Source organism: Streptomyces qinglanensis, assembly GCF_900111245.1.
GTDB lineage: Bacteria > Actinomycetota > Actinomycetes > Streptomycetales > Streptomycetaceae > Streptomyces > Streptomyces qinglanensis.
On record NZ_FOGO01000004.1, the window covers coordinates 37,882 to 57,849 of the forward strand.

Here is a 19,968-nt window from a genome sequence, read left to right on the forward strand (position 1 = left end):
CGGGAGGGGCGCCTGCCGTTCAGCCACGGGAGGAGCGCCCCGCGGCCGACGGCTCCGGCTGCTCCTGCGGCTCCCGACGCTCCCGCCGTTCGGCGCGGCGGCCGAACACCCAGGCGCGGAAGAGGAGGAAGCGCAGCACCGTGGCGGCCAGGTTCGCGCACACCAGCACGGCGAGCTCGGCACTGCGCGGCGCCCCGGCGGCCGCGGTGTGCAGCGCGGCCAGCGAACCGCTGGTCAACGCCAGGCCGACGGCGAAGACGAGCAGGCCCTGGGCCTGGTGCCGGACGGCTCGCTCCCGCCCGCGCACCCCGAAGGTCAGCCGCCGGTTCGCGGCGGTGTTCCCCAGCGCCGACAGCAGCAGCGCCGACGCGTTGGCCGACTGTGCGCCCAGGCCCTGCCGCAGCAGTGAGTAGAGCCCCAGATACAGCAGCGTGCTCAGCGCTCCGACCAGGCAGAAACCGATGAGCTGCCGCGGCAGGCCACCGGGCACGTCCGCCAGTTCGCGGTCGCGCGGGTCGTCGCCGAACGGGCGGCGCAGCCGGTCCAGCGGCAGCGCGCCCCCCGCCAGCGCCCTGCCCACCCGCCAGACCCCCTTGAGGTCGTCCGTGACGGTGCGCAGGATGTCCACCCGCGAGTCGGGGTCGTCCACCCAGTCCACCGGTACCTCGTGCACACGCAGCCCGGCGCGCTCGGCCAGCACCAGCAGTTCGGTGTCGAAGAACCAGCCGTTGTCCTGCACGAGCGGCAGCAGCCGGTCCGCCACCTCGCCGCGTACGGCTTTGAAGCCGCACTGCGCGTCGGAGAAGCGGGCGGCCAGCGAGCCGCGCAGCAGCAGGTTGTAGCCGCGCGAGAGGACCTCGCGCTTCGGACCGCGTACGACACGCGAACCGGAGGCCAGCCGGGTGCCGGTCGCGACGTCCGAGTGGCCCGAGATCAGCGGCGCGACCAGCGGCAGCAGCGCGTTGAGGTCGGTGGACAGATCCACGTCCATGTAGGCCCGCACGGGGGCGTCCGAGGCGGCCCACACGGTGCGCAGGGCGCGCCCCCGGCCCTTCTCCTCCAGGCGCGTCAACGAGACGGAGTCGAACTCCCGGACGAGTTCGCGGGCCACCTCCTGGGTGCGGTCCCGGCTGGCGTTGTCCGCGACGGTGATCCGGAAGCCGTAGGGGAAGTGCCGGGTCAGGAAGGCGTGCAGCCGCCGGACGCAGGGCCCGAGGGCCGCCTCCTCGTTGTAGACGGGCACCACCACGTCCAGCACGGTCGTGGGTGTCCGGGACGGCAGATGGCGGCGGGAGGGCAGGGTCTCGCACGACGGCAGGCGCTCGTGCGACGGCGCGGTCTCGCGCCCCACAGGATCGGTCTTCGCACTCATGCCGCCGACCGTGGCGAACGGGCCTGTCAGCCCGGTGTGGTCAGCCTGTGCGCCACCTGTGAGGTGCCGGATCCGGCGGAATCCGCGGGCAGCCGCACGGTGAAGGCGGTCCGGCCGGGCCGGCTGGCGACCTGGACGCCGCCGCCGTGCGCGGCCACCACCGCCGCCACGATGGCCAGCCCCAGCCCGGTGCTGCCGCGGTGCCGGGAGCGCGAGACGTCGCCCCGCGCGAACCGCTCGAAGACACGCTCCCGCACGTCCGCCGGGATGCCGGGGCCGTCGTCCACGACCCGCACCTCCACCCGGTCCCCGTCCAGCGCCAGTTGCGCGCGCACCGTCGTACCCGGCGGAGTGTGACTGCGCGCGTTGGCCAGCAGATTGGCCAGCACCTGCCGCAGCCGCGACTCGTCGCCGGTCACCAGCAGCGGGGAGGAGGGCACCTCCAGGCGCCACACATGCTCAGGACCGGCCACCCGCGCATCGCTGACCGCGTCGACGACCAGCGCCGAGACATCCACCGGCTCCCGCTCCAGCGGCCGCCCCGAATCCAGCCGCGCGAGCAGCAGCAGGTCCTCCACCAGCCCGCTCATCCGCACCGCCTCGGACTCGATCCGCTCCAGCGCGTAACCCGTGTCCGTACCGGCGTCCGGCTGCTCCCGGCGCGAGAGCTCCGCATAGCCCCGGATGGACGCCAGCGGAGTACGCAGCTCGTGGCTGGCGTCCGCGATGAACCGGCGCAGCCGCAGCTCACTGTCGTGCCGCGCCGCCAGCGCCGAACCGACATGGCCGAGCATCCGGTTCAGCGCCGCCCCGACCTGGCCGACCTCCGTCTCCGGGTCGGTGTCCCGCACCGGCACCCGCTCCCGCAGCCGCACCTCGCCGCTGTGCAGGGGAAGTTCGGAGACCCGGGTGGCGGTGTGCGCCATCCGCCGCAGCGGACGCAGCGCGACCCGCACGGACGCGGCACCGGCGATCCCCGCACCCAGCAGTCCGGCACCGGCGACGCACACCTCGACCAGCACGAGCGTGCTGATCGTGTCGTCCACGGCGGTGGTCGGCAGACCGACCACCAGGGTGCCGCCCGCCACGGGCACGGACGTCACCCGGTAGCTGCCCACCTGCGGCAGCTCCGCGGTGTGCGGACTGCTGTCGCGGGGCACCGAGGCCAGCGCCGCGGACTGCGCGTCGGTCAGCTCCCTGATGCCGACGCCGGGCATCCCGTCGGCCGGCTGCTGCTGCACACTGCGGGCCGCGGAGCTGAAGGTACTGCCGGAGCCGCTGTCGGAGGCGTCGTCGCCGTTGTCCTTGACGAAGGCGCCGACGGTACCCACCGGCTGCCCGCCCACCTTCAGGAACCGCAGCTTCTCCAGCCCCTCGGGCCGCTGATGACCGGGCGGTCCGGGGCCCGCGGCGCGGAAGGTGACGTCCTTGAGCTGGCTGTCGAGCTGCTGGTACAGGTACGTGTGCAGCGCGATGGTCGTCACCGTGCCGATCACCGCGGCCACCACCGCGATCATCGCCACGACCGAGAGCACCAGCCGGGCACGCAGCGAACGGCGCACCCGCAGCCGCGCGCGCACCCCGGAGAACAGCCGGAACACCGCCGCTTCCCTCACTCCGCCGCGGGCTTGAGCAGATAGCCCGCACCGCGCCGCGTGTGGATCATCGGAGCCCGCCCCGCGTCGATCTTCCGCCGCAGATACGAGATGTACAGCTCCACCACGTTGCCCTGGCCGCCGAAGTCGTAGGACCACACCCGGTCCAGGATCTGCGCCTTGCTCAGCACCCGCCGCGGATTGCGCATCAGATACCGCAGCAGCTCGAACTCGGTCGCCGTCAGCCGGATCTCCGCGCCGCCCCGGGCCACCTCGTGGGTGTCCTCGTCCAGCGTCAGATCGCCCACGGCCAGCACGGACGACGGCTGCCCGGCGGCAGTGGCCCCGGCCCGCCGCAGCAGCCCGCGCAACCGGGCGATCACCTCCTCCAGGCTGAACGGCTTGGTCACATAGTCGTCGCCGCCCGCGGTCAGCCCGGCGATCCGGTCCTCCACCGCGTCCCGCGCCGTCAGGAACAGCACCGGAATCCCCGGGGTCACCGAGTGCAGCCGGCCGAGCACGGTCAGCCCGTCCACGTCCGGCAGCATCACATCCAGCACCACCGCATCCGGACGCCAGTCCCGCGCCGTGCGCACCGCGGCCTCACCGCCGCCCGCCGCGCGCACCTCCCAGCCCTCGTACCGCAGCGCCATCGACAGCAGCTCGGTGAGCGAGGGCTCGTCGTCCACCACGAGGATCCGCACCGGACTGCCGTCGGGCCGCCGCAACGGCTCCTGCCCCGGCGCCCCGGCCCGCCCGGCACCCGCTCGTGCACCACCCTCACGCGCGGCCGACCCCGCCTTCTCGTCCATACCGGCACCCTGCACGCCCAACCTGAGAGAAACCTGTGAAAACCCTGGGGGGCGGCTGAGAAGCGGGGCCCGATGGCCCACGGCCCACGGCCGACGTCCGACCATCCATGTCAGATCGTGAGCTAAGCCCTCGCAGCCTCGAACGACGCTTTGACCTGGGCTGATCGCACAGAAGGCCGACACGGGTCTGCTCACGGGTTCCTGGCGGCGTCTGGTGCTGTCCGGGCCGCACCTGGAGCCGGGCACAGCGGATTGGAACATACGCGCTCCGCGTGCTGGAGCAGGTGCACCGGATGCTGCGCCGGAGAGAGGTGTTCGCGAGGAACTCCTCCAAGCGGATTCGGGCTGTGCTGTGCATCACATCGACCTCTTGTCACGGATGGGAGGTCCGCTTCCATCTGGTGGTCGTCGGAAGCGATGGAGGAGGTCGGAACGGTGAGCACACAGCAGGAGACCGGCATGACGGTCACACACCGTGTGGTGGTCCTGGGGGCTGGGTACGCGGGCATGTCCGCGGCCATCCAACTGGCGGCCAGGGGCAAGCGGTGCGAGGGCGTGCGGGTGACCGTGGTGAATGCGCAGGAGCGGTTCACCGAGCGCATGCGGCTGCACATGACAGCGACCGGGCAGCGGCTCGCCGAGCTGAGCATCCCGGAACTGCTGGAGGGCACGGGGGCGCGATTCGTACGGGGCTGGGTGACGGCGGTGGACGCGGACGCCAAGACTGTGCGGATCGACGACGACCGGGTCCTGCACTATGACACGCTGGTGTACGGGTTGGGCAGTGTGGCCGACACGTCGGCGGTGCCGGGGGCCGAGGACCACGCGTACACCCTGAGCAGTGCCCAGGACGCCGAGTTGCTCGCCGACCGACTGGGGCGGCTCGGCAGCGGCACGGTGATGGTCGGCGGCAGCGGGCTGACCGGCATCGAGTCGGCCGCGGAGATTGCCGAGCGGCACCCAAAGCTGGAGGTCGTGCTGCAGGGCCGGGTCGAGCCCGGTGCGGCCATGAAGCCCAAGGCCAAGGCGTACGTGCACGCCGCGCTCCGGCGGCTGGGCGTTCAGGTGCGTACAGGGGTCGAGGTGGTGAAGGTTCTGCCCAACGGGGTGGAATTGGCAGGCGGGGAGAGCATCGCCGCCGACGCGGTCCTGTGGACGAGCGGTACACGGGTGTCGCCGCTGGCGGCCGCCGCCGGGCTGGCCGTCGACCAGCGCGGATGCATCGTCACGGACGCCACACTGCGGTCGGTGTCCCATCCCGACGTGTACGCGATCGGCGACGCGGCCGCGATCCGCCAGCGCTACGGCGTGATGCACGGCACCTGCCAGGGCGGCATGCCGACCGGGGTGCATGCCGCGCTGTCCATCGAGCGAATGCTCAAAGGCAAGCAGCCCAAACCGTTCCGCTTTGGCTATTACCACACGTCGGTGAGCCTGGGACGTGGCGATGCCGTGGTGCAGTTCACCCGCCCCGATGACAGCCCGCGCCGGATCTTCCTGACCGGCCGCATGGCCGTCCGGTACAAGGAAACGGTGACCGCCTCGCCCTGGCCGACCTATGGCCGTATGAAGAAGATGCCCGCCTCGGGTGCGTTCTGGCCCCGCGGGGGCCGCTTCACCCGTGTCCGGGAGGCCCGATGATCAACATGCCAGGCCACCCCGACCAGCAGGTCTTCCACGAGCACCGCAGCCTGCTGTTCTCCGTGGCCTATCGCCTCCTGGGTACTGCGGCCGACGCCGAGGACGCCGTCCAGGACGCCTGGATCAAGTGGTCCGCCGCGGACCGCTCGCAGGTGGCCGACCCCAAGGCGTACCTGACCCGGATCGTCTCGAACCTGGCGCTGGAACGGCTGCGCTCGACTCGGCACAAGCGCGAGACCTACGTGGGGCCGTGGCTCCCGGAGCCCATCCTCACCAGTGGGGATGCCTCCGAGGCCGTCGTGAACACCGAGTCGGTGTCGATGGCCATGCTGGTGGTGCTGGAGACACTCAGCCCGCTGGAGCGCGCGGTGTTCGTGCTCAAGGAGGTCTTCGACTTCAGCCACGCCGAAATCGCCGAGGCGGTGGAACGTTCTGAACCTGCGGTGCGTCAGGCCGCGCACCGGGCCCGCGAGCATGTGCGGGCCCGGCGGCCGCGCTTCGCAGCCGACCGGACCCGGCAGCGCGAGGCCACCGAGCGGTTCTTCGCTGCCACGATCGGCGGTGACATCAACACCCTGATGGAACTGCTGTCCCCGGACGTCACCTTGTGGACCGACGGCGGTGGCAAGGTCCGTCAGGCCCTGCGCCCAGTTGTCGGCGCAAGCACGGTGGCCAACTGGTTCGCGGCCATCGGCACCGTCCCGTACCAGGGCATCGCGCCCGCCGACATGAGAGCCGAACTCGTCGTGATCAACGGCGGGCCGGGCATCGTCTTCAGTGCGCCGGGACGCGTGATCGCCACCGTCACGTTCGATTTCGGCGCCGACGGACGTATCACCGTCATCCACAACGTGGCCAACCCGGACAAACTCCAGGCCGTCGCCGGCGGCACCGCCTACGACATCGGGACGCCGTGAGCGTCCTCACCGCGAGCTGTCGCCGGGCGGGGGCAGGCTGGTCGTCCGCGACCGATCCTCATCGGCGGTATGGGCCGCACGGGTCCTGGCCGCTCCAGGACGATGCGCGGGGTGCCGCGGGTGCTCCGCCGAGCTCGAGGCGCCGCCGACTGCGTGCGTTCGTCTCCGCGACGCGGGCGCTCAGCACCTCGGCATGGGTCAGCAGCCGGACGCGGCCGGGGTCCGCGTCCCACTCCCGTCCCCCGCCCAGCGGCCGGAGCTGGAGGTAGGGGCCCTCCCGCCCCATCACCACCCCGACCCGGTCACGAGCGAGATCCCGTACCGCCGAGCCGACGACCGGTTCCACCGGCGTGGCGATGACTGACACCTGCGGCCGGGCTCCGCCGTCCGTCACCGGCCGGCACCCCGCGCGATCACGGCCGCCAGCGCGAAGGCGACGGAGGCCGAGCAGACGCCGAGGTGGACGAGCGCGTACCGGGCGGCCCGCGCGGAGTCCGGCATGTCGCGCTCGCCGCCGCCGTCGTCATTGCCCGCCGACGCGTCCCGCCACGGGGTGCGGACGTCCATCGCCGGGAGTTGGATACCGGCGCGGGTCAGCGCCTCGGCGAGCGCGTCACGCGCCGCCACCGCCTCCCGGATCTTGCCGGCCCCGGCCGGTACCCGGCCCTCTGTCCAGCCGCGGAGCTCGTTCGGGTGGGCGTCGGGGTTCGGGGCGCTGTCGCTGCTGCTGTTGGCGCTCTTGCCTGAGGCTCCGTCGGAGTTGCAGGCGCCGTCGAGGTTCGGGGACTGCTGGGGGCTCGCCATCGGTGGTGCTCCTGAACTTTTCATGGTTTGTTCTGATATTTCGCCGCCTGGCGCGCACCATTTGAACTACCGTGCGTGAGGGGCGCATTACGAGAATGCGTCCTGGCTGAGCTGCGCACACCGCAGATCGGTTGTGATTCCCCGGCAGACCAGCGCATGTTCCACACCTTCCACGGAGGCACACCATGCCGACGAGGCGAGCGGTCACCGGCCGCAGCCGTGAACCACGCGCCCGGTTCGCGGAGGACTGCGGCACCTGCGGGCGCAACGCGGAGAGAGCCTCCGCCAGCTCGGCGAACGACTGGGCTGGGACTGGTCCCTGTTCGGAAAGATGGAGAGCGGCGAGACCCTGGGCGGGCCCGAAGTGGTCGAGGCCCTCGACCAGCACTACGGCACCCCAGGGCTGCTCCTGGCCCTGTGGGAGCTGGCCATCGACGACCGGACCCAGTTCCGCGAGCGCTACCGCCGCTACATGGAACTGGAAGCCAAGGCCACGAGCTTGTGGCACTTTGCAGTCAGTGTCATGCCCGGCCTGCTGCAGACGCCGGGGTACGCAAGGGAGGTTCTCTCCGCTGGTGGGCTCAAAGGCCCCGAGCTTGAACAGCAGGTGCAGGCTCGAATGGGACGACGCTCTCTGCTGGAGGGTGACGACGCACCGCCGTTCCGGACCATCGTGTCGGAAGCAGTCTTGCGGACGCCGTTGCAGGACGTCGGAGAGTGGCAGCAGCAGTTGGCGTACATCAGGGACGCGACACAGCGAGGCAACATCACCCTGCATGTGCTGCCGTTCGATGCTGGCTTGCACGGCTTGGTGGGAACGGACATGTGGTTCCTGCGATTCGCCGACGCACGTACCGTGGCGTACAGCGAAAGCACCTACCGTGGCGACCTCATCGAGGAAAACGCGTCGGTTGAGCGTTTGCAGCGTGCGTACGATGCGTTGCGCGACTTGGCGCCGTCCCCGGCTGAGTCGCGGAAGTTCGTCCTGCGCATGTTGGAGGAAGTGCCGTGCGATCCCTCGATCTGAGCGCCGTTACCTGGCGCAAGAGCTCATATAGCAACCCAGACGGCGGCGCATGCGTCGAGGTCGCGGACGACCTCCCCGCTGTCGTTCCCGTCCGTGACAGCAAGAACGCTCACGGGCCGGTACTGACGTTCGCTGAGGACGGCTGGTCGGCGTTCGTGTCGGCCGTCAAGGGCGGCGAGCTGCGCGTCTGAGCGACAGCAAGAACAGGGAAGCGGCTCCAGCGCCATAGGTCGCTGGAGCCGCTTCCCTGTGTACTCAGCCGACCTGCGCAGAGTGGAGCGGCGCCCCAAGCCGTAGCCGTCTCAGCCTCGCAACGAGGTCGCTTTCTCCACCGAATCCACGAACTGGATCATCTCGTTGTGGATGGAGCTCTTGGCCGGGTCGGGGAAGCGGATGTTGTGCCGGTAGTCGCGGTGGAAGGCGATGATCAACGCCGCGTGCACGATCTCCGTCGGCAGCGCTGCGGCATCCTCCCCGGACAGCGGTGCGATGTCCTGGTATCCGGAGAGAAGGGCATCCAGCCGCGCCGGGCCTGAAGCTGGAGTTCGCCGCCCCACCTGCGAGAGGTGTGAGTCGTACCTGATCAAGCCCGTAATGCTGGGCAAGGGCGGAGACATCGAGCTGGTCTGAGGTGGTGTACTTCGCCACCCGGTCACTCTCCTCTACTCGCTGCGGCTTCCCGACGCCGGTCCTCTGCGATGGCGGTCCAGCGTGCCCGGACCTGGTCCTGCCCGTCCAGCCATTGCGCCCGGGGAAGCTCGGCAGGGGGGTCCTCGTCTGCGATGAGGTAGGAGAGTTCCGCCAGGTAGGCGAACTCTTCGCCACGGACGCACTCGTTCAACCGGGCTCTGGCCTCGGACAGCAGGTCGGGGGAGTCCAGGACGACTGCGTGCAGGCATACGCGAAGCGGATGTAGGCGACCGAAGACGACAGCCCGGCTTCACCCGCCAACGCAGCCACTTCCTCGGCCCGCTCAGGAAGATCGGGTTCGACGCCGGCGTTCCGTACCAGTTCGGCGATGCGTGTCTGGACCTCTGCCCACCGGATCGAGACGCCGCCCAGCAAGTCGCGGGCGCGTGCGATCTGTTCCGCGGCGCGAGGGCGGTCCTGATACGCAGACGCGAAGGCCAGGCATGCCTGGGACAGCGCGGCCTCACCCGCGTGGCCGAGCTGCAGGGCCTCGTCACGGCTCACCGCGTACGACGAGCAGGCCAGGGCCATGCTTCCCTGGGTCCACCACAGATCACCGAGCACGCGGTCCTTGCGGCCCTCCGCGCCGAGGGTCTCCGCCACGTCACGTACCTGTGGGAACCGCCCCACCCGGCGGGCCAAGTGCGCGAGGCCGCGAGCGGCCGTGGGAGCCATCCGCCCTGCGCCATCGACAACCCGCTGCATACCGTCCAGAGAGTCGTCGAGGTTGCCCAGATTTCGATCGCACTCCGCGAGGAAGTATCGCGGGAGTTCCCGCAAGGGTTCGGGCAGGAGGTCCGACTCCAGGACCATACGGAGCTGCTCGGCGGTCCAGCCGCGGTGCCTGCGCTGGCGTTGCGCGATCGCGCGCAGCGCCGCAGCCAGCGCCTCGGCAGCGCTGTTGATCTCCCCGCTGCCAGGATCGGCAGATGGAAGGGCGGGAATCTCGATGGGCTCCCAGACGAAGTCGTCGACATAGCGGAACGCCGCATCTGTCAGCCAGCCGAGCTCCAAGTCGTCATCACGGGCGAGCTTCAGACCCTGCCGCAAAGCAGCAACCATGTGGACCCGATCCCCGGACGCCTCACGGCCCAGGGCATCGAACGTCCGCTGCGCCGCTCTCCGCCAGTCCGCCGCACTCCAGCGATCCTCGCTCGTGGAATCGGCTTCCTGGACCGCCTCCCGGACCAGAGCATGAACGCGATACGGCCACGGCGCGCCTGGATCCGCATCCACGAACGGCCGCTCCACCAGCTCCAGGGCCGGGGCATCGTGGCCGAGCCCGGCCGCAGCGACCGCCAGCTCGACCGAGAAGGAGTCCAGCAGACTCACTGCCCGCAGAACCTGTCGCACGTTCGGAGACAGGTCCCGGAACGTCCGTGAGACCAGGGCCGGGAAGTCGAAGTTGAATTCGGTCGGCTCAGGAGCCCGCCCATATCGGTAGAGGTCCAGGAAGCGCATGACAGCGAGGTCTAAATACAGCGGCAGCCCATGCGAGTTGGCTGTCACTATGTGCCGCGTTCGGTCGTCCATCAGTGGTTGCCCGGCCATGGTGAGCCGCTTGCACAGGTAGGTCTCGCAGTCTTCCCCCGACAGGTAGCCCACGGTGTGCTGCCGCGGCTCCTCAGCCGCGCCTCCCGTGAGCTGAGGCCAGAACTGAGCGCCTGCCCAGTCCAACTGCCCCTCGAGTCGCGCATCGTCCCACTGCAGACGATTGCGTCCAGTGATGATGAAGAGTGCGTTCGGCATCAGCCACACCACACGTTGGATCAGCCGTTCGAGATCACGATGTACGCGGTCCCCGACGTCCTCGAAGGTGTCCAGGAGCACGACCGGCGTGGCCCGATGCTTTGCAGGGACCCTGTCGAGATCCCATGCAAGGAGATGGGCGTAGTAGCTGAGCGCTTCGAGATCGGGATCGGCTTCGAGCAGGTCGGCGAGTCGTTGGCACTCGGCAAGGGAGCGGATCTGATGCCGCCGTTCGCGCAGAGCGCGGACCACTGACCGCAGTCCCTGCCCGACCAAGGCACCGGTCGTTCCCGGAAGCGCCACCGCCTGCGCGACATCTGCCAAGGCCGACTGCATCTGCTCGGACAGCGACTGGGTTCCCGAGAAACGGCTGAACCACGTGCGCCGTCGCAGATACTCATCCAGCGGCTCACCCGGATGGTTGCGATCCCAGTAACGCTGAAATGCGATGTCGAACGTCGGCATCGGCTGCCCGAGGTCCGCCGCTGCCAACCGGAGGCTCAGCATCAAGGACTCGAAGTCCCCGCCCGAATCCCGGGACATGTCCACCCGGACCGGCACCACTCGCCCCACCTGTGGATCGAGCGGGGACCAGCCGCTGCCGCCACCTTCGCGATCTCTCAGGTGCTCAGTCAGGGCTCGCGACAGCGTGGACTTGCCGATTCCGCCCACGCCGTAGAAGACCAGCACGTTCCGACGGGGAGCTTCCAGGTCCTCGACACTGAACCCGGCCCCCCCGCACCCGCTGGGTATGCCGTACGAGGCTGGCCACCACGGTGTCCCATTCGTCGCGCCGGTCGGCGAAGAAGTCGACCGCCTTCACCTCGCGATCATTCGAGCGGAACAACGCGCGCAAATCCGGCTTAATCATACAGAAGCTACTCCTCAACACGGGGGAACCAGACACGCGTAGCAACCAGGCACCTGACGTGTGGTCAAGCACAGGTACCTGGACCAACGGGCAGACTCTGAGGGCTTCTGACCCCAAAGACCAACGGCAGACACGACCGTCCGTCGAAGCCCCCGCGACCGGTCGACGGAGTAGAAGTCGTCGTTGTGTTGTACGCAGCCGACTTGTTCGGCGGCTCGCAAGGGGCACCCCCGGTGCCGACCGGTCGCCACGCGGTGCTGTGGGCCTTCCTCGTGGTAGAGGTACCTTTCGGGGCCGTGCAGCTTGTGCCGGGGTGGCGCTCCTGGGCCGCGAGTGACGAACCGGTGCAGCAGCGGGTGTAGATCCTTGCAGTAATCCGTTGGGTGGGACCTGTGTGGAGTACCGCTCCAGGAGGACAAGGAATTCGAACTGCGGTTGCTGTCCGCTGGATCTGCGCTGCGTACCGTGTTCGCCGTGCCGATTTCTTTCGGCGCGGAAGGGGGAAACATTTCTCATGAAGACTCTGAAGAAGGCCGGTGTCGCGATCAGTACCGGCTGCATCGTCGTCGGCGGATTCACCGTATTCCCGGCCCACGCAGCACCGAGCGCGGCATCGGCCAAGGTCGACAGCTACATGGTTGCGGTCCCGCACGGCACCAAGCTGAGCAACAACGAGATCTCCTACGAGGGCGGCCAAGTGCGCGTGCTCATGAACGCCACCGCGAAGTCCTGCAAAGCGGGATGGTACTGCGTGTGGGAGCACAGTAACTGGCGTGGAGCGATGGCGAAGTGGAGCACCACGGCCGCGCACTGCAAGAAGTATAAGTTCAAGAAGCACTGGCGGAACAAGGTGTCGTCGTTCTGGGCACGCGGCGGTTGCGAACGTCGCAACTACTTCCTCAAGGACGCGAAGGCGCACCAGCCCGACCCCTTCGAATACTTTGAGGGCAAGAAGGCGTACGTCCGCTACAACGACCGCTACGACTACGCGTCGCGGGGGCTGTAGATCACGCGGTGCAGCGCTCGCCGTCCCGCTCGCTGGGTCGACCAGCGAGCGGGACCGAGAGTCGTGAGAGGGGGCTGGCCCGCTACTTCTTGGCGGCCCGGCGTCCACGTGCGATGGCGGCCGCCAGGCGCGCAGGGCCCCTCGAAGCAACTGATGGCCGTCGCCGCCCAGGAAGTGCGCGAGCGGGAGCAGTTCGTGCTCCTGGACGAGCAGCAGGTGGCGTACCGCATGGTCCTCAACGCCGTCCGGAAGGCGAAGCAGGCCGACAGCAAGGAGGTCGTGGTCGTCACCGGCGGTCCCGGCACGGGCAAGAGCGTCATCGCTCTCTCCCTGCTGGGCGAGCTCTACCGGCAGGGGACTTCCGCGCTGCACGCCACCGGCTCGCAGGCGTTCACCAAGACGTTGCGCAAGGTGGCGGGCTTCCGGAAGCGCGAGGTGCAGGACCTCTTCAAATACTTCAACAGCTTCATGGCCGCCGAGAAGAACTCCCTCGATGTGCTGATCTGCGACGAGGCGTACCGCATGCGGGAGACCTCTGCCAACCGCTACACCTCCGCCGCTCTCCGCACCGGCAAACCCCAGGTGGAAGAGCTGATCGACGCCGCTCGCGTCCCCGTCTTCCTCCTCGACCAGCACCAGGTCGTCCGCCCCGGCGAACTGGGTACCGAGGCCGAGATCAGGGCCGCGGCCGAGAAGAAGAACCTCACCTGCACCGTCATCCCGCTGGACAGCCAGTTCCGCTGCGGCGGCAGCGACGCGTATCTCCGGTGGGTCGTACGGCTCCTGGAGCTGGAGGAGGGCGGCCCCCTGGTCTGGGAGCCGGACGACCGGATGGAGCTGCGGATCGCCGACAGCCCGGAGGAGATGGAGCGCTTCCTCGACGAACGGCGCACCCAGGGCTTCGGTGCCCGGATGTCGGCCGGCTACTGCTGGACGTGGTCGCCCGAGCCGAAGCCGGGAGAGCCCCTGCCGGCCGACGTCGTGATCGGTGACTGGGCACGCCCCTGGAACCTGCGAGGCGACCGAGGGGTGGCGGGAGCGCCCCCTTCAGCGCTGTGGGCCACCGACCCGGCCGGGTTCGGACAGATCGGGTGCGTCTACACGGCCCAGGGCTTCGAGTACGACTGGTCGGGTGTCATCATCGGGCCCGACCTGCTCTGGCGCGGCGACCGGTGGATCACCGACCGTACGGTGTCGAAGGACCCGGCTTTCACGAAGACGACGTCCGACGACGACGTGGACCGGCTCATCCGCAACACCTACAAGGTCCTGCTGACACGCGGCATGGTCGGCACCGTGGTCCATTCGACGGATCCGGAGACGCAGGCGAAGCTCCGCGAACTGGTCGGCGCCCAGCTCGAGAGCACTGCCGTGTGACACCGTGACACCGCCGCGACCGCGCCCGGTCGTGGCCGTTCACCAGGTTTCGGGGGACGGGGCGTTGGTGGCGGTGGCCGGGTGTCGCGGGTCTGTACGCTCTCGCGTGCTCAGCTCCCGCTGCCGGTCGCGCGCCAGTGCTCGGCGATGCGGCCGCCGACGAAGCGTTCGACCTGGATCTGGCGAACAGGGGCCTCCCCGAAGCCGTGCACCAGCAGGTGCCCGACGAGCAGGTCATGCTCGACGATCAGGTGTACTTCCTCGAAGTGGAGCTGCGGCGCCTGGGCCCGCATCTCGGCGACGACGGATTTCAGGCCGGCGGGCCCCGGTGCCGTGTGGGGATGCAGCGGGTCGTGGTTGAGGTAGTCGTCGGTCACGAGCTTGTCGAAGGCGTCCAGGTCACCGTTGTTGAACGCATCGAGGTAGGCGCGGAACACGCTCTTGTGATCGGTCATGTGACCAACCCAACGCCTCCGCGGCGGAAAACAGAAATGCGATATCGGCGCCATTTATGCTTGCGCAGCATGAATGGTGGCCTGGAGACACGTGAGCTTCGGTGCTTCGTGGCAGTGGCCGAGGAACTGCACTTCGGGGCCGCCGCGGTGCGGCTCGGGCTGGCGCAGTCGGTGGTCTCCCGGACGATCGCCGGTATGGAACGGCGTCTCGGCGCACGGCTGCTGGATCGCACGACCCGGGTGGTCCGGCTCACCGAGGCGGGCAGCGTGCTGCACGGCCGGGCGACCGTCGCGCTGGCCGCGATAGAGGCAGCCGAGCGCGCCGTCGGCCGTGCCGGCGGACCCGCGGCGAAGCTGGTCGTCGTGGCCAAACCGGACGGGGACGGCGGACTGCTCGGTCCGTGCCTCCACGCGTACGCACGAGACCCGGAAGCCGTGCCGGTGGAGCTGGCACTGGTCGGCACCCACGAGCTGGTACCGCGTCTGCGCGACGGCCGGGCCGACGCGGCGTTGATCCAGGTTCCGTTCGATGCCGCCGGCCTCGACCACGAGGAACTCGTCCGCGAGCACCGGGTGGCAGCGCTGCCTTGCGATCACCCGCTGGCAGGTGCTGATTCCCTTGCCCTGGCGGACCTGCGGGATGAGCCCGTCGCGCGGTGGGCCGCAGCCTCCCCCGAGGTCGACGCGTACTACCGCGGACGCGATCCGGAGTCCGAGCACTGTGCGGTCGAGACCGCAGGGCCCGTGGTGAGTGGCCTGGCCGAGGCGCTGCGCCTGGTCGAACTCGGCCGTGCGGTCACCTTCCTCCCGCTGTCCGTCGCCCGGCGGTTCAGCGGCCGCGCGCTCACCTACCGCACTGTCCAGGGCCTGAGCCCGAGCCGGTTGGTGGTCGCATGGCCGCAGAGCGCACGCTCACGTGCGCTTGCCGCGTTCGTGCGCACGGCGAGCGAGACCGCACGTTCCGCAGGGTGACGGCGACAAGAGCCCTGGGAACGCCCGCCTCACCCCCGCAGCGGCAGCGCCGTCCAGGGGCTCTTGCGGTCGGCGGTGAGGAGCCGGTGGGAGTCGCGGACCTCGCGGTACCAGGAGCCGAAGGCGTCCTCGTCGAAGTGCAGGCAGCGGCCGAGGACGTAGCCGAGGGAGAAGTCCTGCCAGGTGTCGTACTCCTCCGCCGCGGCGGAGCCCACGACCCGGAGCGCCTCGCGTGCCTCGTCGGGCTGTGCGAAGCGCGCGTCGACGCCCCAGCAGGCCATGTTGGCGGCCCGGCCCAGGTCCCAGGCCAGGGTGCGGCGTACGACGGCGTCGCGGTGCAGCAGGCCGTCCTCGCGGAAGCGGGCCTCGTAGCGCAGGATGCGGCTGACGCTCTCGCGGAGCGCCGCTGAGGTGTCGCGCAGTTCGGGATGGTGCGGGCCGAGCCGGTCCACCAGCCAGCGCCCCAGTGCGTCGTTCCACGCCTGCTCCGAGACCGGCTGCCCGGCCTCCGGGGTGCCCTGCCGCCGGACGAGGAGCGCGGCGCGGGCTCCCATGGCCATGTCCCACAGCGGGGTGGAGATCTGGCCGTCCAGCAGTTCCTGCACCATCTCGTACCACCGGTGCGCGTCGGTGACGTTCCACATGGACTTGAGCCGGGTGCGCTCCCACTTGGGCGCCGGGCGCGGGTCGGCGACCGTGTTCCACGGGTCGCCGTTGGCGTACTTCAGATGTGCTCCACAGGCGAGGCCGCGCAGCACCGCCTCGTCCGTCTCACCCCCGGAGCGGGCGGACCGCAGCCGGTCGCCCGCCCAGGGGAAGATCGGCGACTTGCGGAGAAAACCGAACACACTCGACCCCCGTGCGGAACGCACCCGGTGTTTCCGGGAACGGTGCGGGAGCCTATCCGTGCCGCCGTCCGCCTCAGCGGCCGGGTGCGGGGCCGTCGGTGAGCGCCCCGCGCTGGGCGGCGCCGCTCTCCGCCACGACCTCCTCGATCCGCTGCGCCGCACGGACCAGCGAGAAGCGGGTACCACCGTCGCCGTCCCGCCGGAAGCCGTGCACCGCGGGCCGGGGCAGGCTGTTGTACTGGAAGGGCGTGGAGAAGTAGTAGGCACCCGTGTCCCACAGTGCCACCACGTCGCCGGGCGCCAGTTCGGGCAGCGCACGCTCGCGGGCCACCAGGTCCCCGGCGAAGCAGCACGGCCCCGCCACGTCCTGCACCAGGTCGGGTGTGTGCTTGGGTGCCCCCTTGGCGTCGAAGGCGCCCACCCGTAGCGGCCACGCCTCGGGGGCGAACGCCGTACGGGTCGCCACCTGCGCCCCCGCGTGGGTGACGGCGATGCGGCGGCCGCCGGAATCCTTGGTGTACTCCACCAGCGCCGCGATGAAGCCCTGCTTGGCCAGCAGCGAGCGGCCGAACTCGGTGACGACGGTGTACCGCCCGCCGAACAGACCCGGCACGGTGCGGCGCAGCAGCCGGGCGTAGGTGTCGAACGACGGATCGGTCTCGTCGCCCGCGAAGTTGACCGGGAGGCCGCCGCCGATGTCGACCGTGTCGATCTGCTGTCGGCCCGCCTCGCGGTTGATCCGTTCCGCCAGCTCGAAGACGACCCGCACCGACTCCGCCATCAGCTCCAGCGGCACGCCCTGCGACCCGGTGTGCGAGTGCAGCCGGGTCAGCCAGGGGCGGGCCAGGAAGCTGTCCACGATCCACTGCTCGGCTCCCTCGTCGCGCAGCGCCACCCCGAACTTCGAGGTGGCCGTCGCGGTGCTCATCGCGCCGATGGAACCCGTGCCCACCTGGGGGTTGATTCGCAGGCCCAGCGTCGCGCCCGGTGTCTGCCCCGCCGCGGCGCGCTCGGCCACCAAGGCGTCGAGCCGGGAGAGCTCCTGCGGGTTGTCGGCGTTGACCGCCACGCCGGTCTCCAGCGCGTCCCGCAACTCCGCCGGGGTCTTGGCGGGGGAGTCGAGGACGGTCCGGGCGGCCGGGACGCCCGCGGCCCGAGCGAGCGCCAGCTCTCCCGGGCTCGCCACCTCGGCGCCGATCTGTTCCTCGTCCAGCAGTTCCAGCACGGGCACCAGAGAGGCCGCCTTGACGGCGAAGGTGTGCAGCACGGGGGAGGGGCCGGCGAACGCGGCGTGCAACTGCCGGGCGGTCTCCCGGATGCCCTGGACGTCCAGCAGGGCGAGGACCGGCGTCTCCGCGCCGAGCAGCCCTTCGCGGACCGCCGCCCGGACGGCTTCCTGCCTGCGCGCAACGGCGTCCGGCGCCATCTGCGGCTCCCTTCACGTGGTCGGCCCCGCGGGTCGGCTTCCCGAGGCGGGTGCTGCCTTCTGTTCGGTCGGTGGCGGCCGGTCCCGTGGGCCGGCTTTCCGGGCCGGTTCCCCGGGCACCGGCTTTCGGGCCGCTTCCCCCGGGGTGGCCTTGTGGTTCGTTCTCCGGGGACGGCTCCCCAGGGAGGCTCGGGCGTCGGGTTCCCCGGGGCGGCCCGGTGACTCCGTCGCCGGGCCGGTGGCCGGTGCCCCGCACCGACGCGGTACGCCGGTACGCGCCGGCCGCCCCGGGTCGCCCGCACCGTGCCGGTGGCCCGTCGTCGCTTCGTGCGGCCCCGAGGAGTCCCGTGCGGCCCCGAGAACCCGTCCACTGTGCGCCGCGGGCACCGGCCCTGTCTGCGGCGGCGGGGCCGAACTTCCGGACGCTCAGGTGGACGACCCTCCAACGGGGCCGCGGTACCCCGGCGGGCATGGTGCGCGCGCACATGTGTCGCCCCACGGTCTGGTGCGGCTGCACAACGCGATCGCGGCCGTGACCGGCGCCGCGCCGCCGGTCACCAGGACCGGTCGTCCCGCTTGTCCCGCTCGTCCTGTGGCGCTGCCGGACGGCGGCCCGCCGCGCGCAGTCCCAGTTCGGCCAGCAGGCGCACGTCGGGGTCGTCGAGGTCGAGCCCGAACCGGGTGCGCAGCCGCCGCAGCCGGTAGCGCAGGGTGTTCGGATGGACACCCAGTTCGCGCGCGGTGCCGGGGACGTCGCCGAACCTGCTGAGGTAGGCGGCCAGGGTGGGTGCCAGCGCGGTGCCGTGCTGCGCGTCGTGGGCCAGCAGCTCCCGCACCGGGCCGTCCACCTGCGGTGTCAGTCCGGCCACCGCGTGTACGGCCCGCAGTGCGTCCAGTGCCGCGCGCACATCCGTCTCGTCGGCGACCTCCAAGGGCTCCGGAGCGCCGCCGGGGGCCGCTCGGGTGCTGCGGTCCCGCAGCACGTGGAGGACGAGGTGCGCGGATGTGCGCGACCGGGGTGCCTGCGCCGGAGCGGGCTGCGGCGTACCGATGGCCACCAGGGGGAGGGCTCCGGCGTCGCGGACGGCGGCGGCGAGCCGCAGGGCCAGTCGCCGGGCGGCTGTGTCCGCCTCCGGAGGATCCTCGTCGGGCAGCGGCAGCAGGACGTCCAGCCGGTCGGCGTCCCGCAGCGGGTGTCCGGTCGGCTGGTGTGCCGTTGCCTGGAGGGAGGCCAGGCGCAGCGCCCGGTCGTGGCTGTCGGGAGGCTCCCCTTCCTGGTCTGCAGTTTCCTGGTCTGCAGTCGGCGGCGGGCCGCCCCGGGTGGTGACGGCGCCCCGGGTGGTGACGGACAGGACGACGCAGGGTGTCTCGGCAGTGAGCCCGAGTGCGGCCGCGGAGTCGGCGTCGCCGGTGCCCTCCAGCAGGTCCTGCACCGCTCGTCTGCGGTGCGCCGCTGCGTACTGGGTGCGCTGTCGGTGCCGCAGCAGATGCGGGGCCGCGGTACGTGCCGCCTCCCGCAGCGCCTGCCGCGCCGCTTCCCGCAGCGGACTGCCGTCGGCGGCGGCCCAGATCGAGCCGAGTACCTCGTCCCCGGCGCGCACCGCGACGGCCAGCCGCTCGGAGAACTGCCCCTCCGCGGGGCGGTGCACCACCTCGTCCGTCGACCACAGGGTGCGCAGGAATCCGCTGGCGGTCAGTTCGGCCAGCCGCCACCGGGGGACCTGCTGGCCGAGGATGGTCTGGCGGCGCAGCGGGTCGGAGCCGTGCTCGGTGGGCGAGAAGGCCAGTACCCGCGAGTCCGGGTCCTCGATGGTGATGGCGCCGCCCACCAGTGCGGACAGGGCGCGGGCAAGTGCGGGCAGATCGCCGAGCGGCACGTCGGTTGAGGACTCCCCGGCGGGCGGACCGCCGGCGTGCGCCAGTCCGGCCCGCAGCATGCCGATCAGCTCGGTCCACTCGACCCAGGGGGCGCGGGTCAGCAGTGCCGTGCCGGTCTCGGCGGCCACCTCCAGCAGCCGCGGGGCCGCTCCGCCCGCGCCGCGCCGCACGACGACGGCCGCGGCCCCGGCGCGGGCCGCGGACCGCAGCACCAGCGGGGCGGTGTCGGAGGAGTCGTCGGTGCCGGGGGCGAGCAGTACCTGGCCGTGCGCGGTGAACGTCTCGCCGGCGTCGAAGACGCCCACCCCGTGGACGGGGACGTGGCTGCCGCGGGGCGCCGCCAGCAGGTCCAGTGCCTCGCCCGCGGCGGTCGCCAGCAGGCTCGCCAGGGTGGGGTGTCCCTGGTGCTGCTCTGTCGTCCCCGGGGCGGCCGGTCGGTGCGACGGGCTCGAACTGGACGTGGTGGACATGGCCCAAGTGTGGACCAGCCGCCGGATGCGGCAGAGCGGCGGCTCCCGGGCCCGGGGA

General features: G+C 71.0%; 16 protein-coding genes and 2 pseudogenes. 7 read left to right on the forward strand and 11 right to left on the reverse strand.

Annotation, left to right across the window (positions count from 1 at the left end):
- Positions 1-19 precede the first annotated feature (19 nt).
- The 3 genes from BMX65_RS09995 to BMX65_RS10005 all read right to left on the reverse strand — a co-directional run bounded on the left by BMX65_RS09995 (position 20) and on the right by BMX65_RS10005 (position 3,779).
- Positions 20-1,372 carry a bifunctional glycosyltransferase family 2/GtrA family protein gene (locus tag BMX65_RS09995; protein ID WP_079171804.1) on the reverse strand — a complete coding sequence of 451 codons (1,353 nt, stop codon included), beginning with the start codon at positions 1,370-1,372 and terminating at the stop codon, positions 20-22.
- Between the two features lie 26 nt (positions 1,373-1,398).
- A complete protein-coding gene (locus BMX65_RS10000; RefSeq protein WP_075000261.1) occupies positions 1,399-2,889 on the reverse strand; it encodes a sensor histidine kinase in 1,491 nt (496 codons plus the stop codon).
- 95 nt (positions 2,890-2,984) lie between these two features.
- Complete coding sequence (locus BMX65_RS10005) at positions 2,985-3,779, reverse strand: response regulator transcription factor (protein ID WP_275435110.1); 795 nt, start codon at positions 3,777-3,779, stop codon at positions 2,985-2,987.
- 435 nt (positions 3,780-4,214) lie between these two features.
- Here BMX65_RS10005 and BMX65_RS10010 point away from each other — a divergent pair, with 435 nt between their 5' ends.
- Together BMX65_RS10010 and BMX65_RS10015 are read left to right on the forward strand one after the other, a co-directional pair.
- Positions 4,215-5,420: an NAD(P)/FAD-dependent oxidoreductase gene (locus BMX65_RS10010; protein WP_075000263.1), complete on the forward strand. Its 1,206-nt coding sequence runs from the start codon at positions 4,215-4,217 to the stop codon at positions 5,418-5,420.
- The gene (locus BMX65_RS10015; protein WP_107437450.1) at positions 5,417-6,337 is read left to right on the forward strand and encodes an RNA polymerase sigma-70 factor; all 921 of its coding nucleotides are present in this window, start codon (positions 5,417-5,419) and stop codon (positions 6,335-6,337) included. Before BMX65_RS10010 ends, BMX65_RS10015 begins: the two co-directional genes overlap by 4 nt.
- Before the next feature lie 58 nt (positions 6,338-6,395).
- Here the strand turns inward: BMX65_RS10015 and BMX65_RS33430 are convergent, their stop codons facing one another.
- Both BMX65_RS33430 and BMX65_RS34130 read right to left on the reverse strand, forming a co-directional pair.
- Positions 6,396-6,731 (reverse strand): hypothetical protein, encoded by a 336-nt coding sequence (locus BMX65_RS33430; protein ID WP_398761896.1) that lies wholly within the window; start codon positions 6,729-6,731, stop codon positions 6,396-6,398.
- Positions 6,728-7,141 (reverse strand): hypothetical protein, encoded by a 414-nt coding sequence (locus BMX65_RS34130; RefSeq protein WP_338068934.1) that lies wholly within the window; start codon positions 7,139-7,141, stop codon positions 6,728-6,730. The genes BMX65_RS33430 and BMX65_RS34130 overlap by 4 nt, the downstream gene beginning before the upstream one ends.
- 185 nt (positions 7,142-7,326) lie before the next feature.
- Here BMX65_RS34130 and BMX65_RS10030 point away from each other — a divergent pair.
- Together BMX65_RS10030 and BMX65_RS10035 are read left to right on the forward strand one after the other, a co-directional pair.
- Positions 7,327-8,168, forward strand: a pseudogene (locus tag BMX65_RS10030) (helix-turn-helix domain-containing protein).
- A complete protein-coding gene (locus BMX65_RS10035) occupies positions 8,150-8,359 on the forward strand; it encodes a DUF397 domain-containing protein (protein ID WP_074999867.1) in 210 nt (69 codons plus the stop codon). The pseudogene BMX65_RS10030 and the gene BMX65_RS10035 overlap by 19 nt, the downstream one beginning before the upstream one ends.
- Before the next feature lie 111 nt (positions 8,360-8,470).
- Here BMX65_RS10035 and BMX65_RS10040 read toward each other — a convergent pair whose 3' ends face one another.
- Both BMX65_RS10040 and BMX65_RS10045 read right to left on the reverse strand, forming a co-directional pair.
- Positions 8,471-8,755 carry a hypothetical protein gene (locus BMX65_RS10040; protein ID WP_143081829.1) on the reverse strand — a complete coding sequence of 95 codons (285 nt, stop codon included), beginning with the start codon at positions 8,753-8,755 and terminating at the stop codon, positions 8,471-8,473.
- A gap of 250 nt (positions 8,756-9,005) precedes the next feature.
- Complete coding sequence (locus tag BMX65_RS10045; RefSeq protein WP_177214230.1) at positions 9,006-11,297, reverse strand: winged helix-turn-helix domain-containing protein; 2,292 nt, start codon at positions 11,295-11,297, stop codon at positions 9,006-9,008.
- Between the two features lie 695 nt (positions 11,298-11,992).
- Here BMX65_RS10045 and BMX65_RS10050 point away from each other — a divergent pair.
- Positions 11,993-12,484: a peptidase inhibitor family I36 protein gene (locus tag BMX65_RS10050; RefSeq protein WP_074999869.1), complete on the forward strand. Its 492-nt coding sequence runs from the start codon at positions 11,993-11,995 to the stop codon at positions 12,482-12,484.
- A gap of 126 nt (positions 12,485-12,610) precedes the next feature.
- Positions 12,611-13,861, forward strand: a pseudogene (locus BMX65_RS10055) (DUF2075 domain-containing protein); the annotation flags it as partial.
- A gap of 110 nt (positions 13,862-13,971) precedes the next feature.
- On the opposite strand, the gene BMX65_RS10060 reads toward BMX65_RS10055, so the two are convergent.
- A complete protein-coding gene (locus BMX65_RS10060) occupies positions 13,972-14,316 on the reverse strand; it encodes a nuclear transport factor 2 family protein (RefSeq protein ID WP_074999870.1) in 345 nt (114 codons plus the stop codon).
- 69 nt (positions 14,317-14,385) lie between these two features.
- On the opposite strand from BMX65_RS10060, the gene BMX65_RS10065 reads away from it, so the two are divergent.
- Positions 14,386-15,288 carry a LysR family transcriptional regulator gene (locus tag BMX65_RS10065; protein WP_074999871.1) on the forward strand — a complete coding sequence of 301 codons (903 nt, stop codon included), beginning with the start codon at positions 14,386-14,388 and terminating at the stop codon, positions 15,286-15,288.
- A 29-nt stretch (positions 15,289-15,317) separates the two neighbouring features.
- Here the strand turns inward: BMX65_RS10065 and BMX65_RS10070 are convergent, their stop codons facing one another.
- The 3 genes from BMX65_RS10070 to BMX65_RS10080 all read right to left on the reverse strand — a co-directional run bounded on the left by BMX65_RS10070 (position 15,318) and on the right by BMX65_RS10080 (position 19,910).
- Positions 15,318-16,136, reverse strand: a complete 819-nt coding sequence (locus BMX65_RS10070) for a DUF1266 domain-containing protein (RefSeq protein WP_074999872.1) — start codon at positions 16,134-16,136, stop codon at positions 15,318-15,320.
- Positions 16,137-16,209: 73 nt separating this feature from the next.
- On the reverse strand, positions 16,210-17,562 hold the full coding sequence (locus BMX65_RS10075) for a type III PLP-dependent enzyme domain-containing protein (RefSeq protein ID WP_074999873.1): 1,353 nt from the start codon (positions 17,560-17,562) through the stop codon (positions 16,210-16,212).
- A 554-nt stretch (positions 17,563-18,116) separates the two neighbouring features.
- On the reverse strand, positions 18,117-19,910 hold the full coding sequence (locus tag BMX65_RS10080) for a PucR family transcriptional regulator (protein ID WP_079171805.1): 1,794 nt from the start codon (positions 19,908-19,910) through the stop codon (positions 18,117-18,119).
- Between the last annotated feature and the right edge of the window lie 58 nt (positions 19,911-19,968).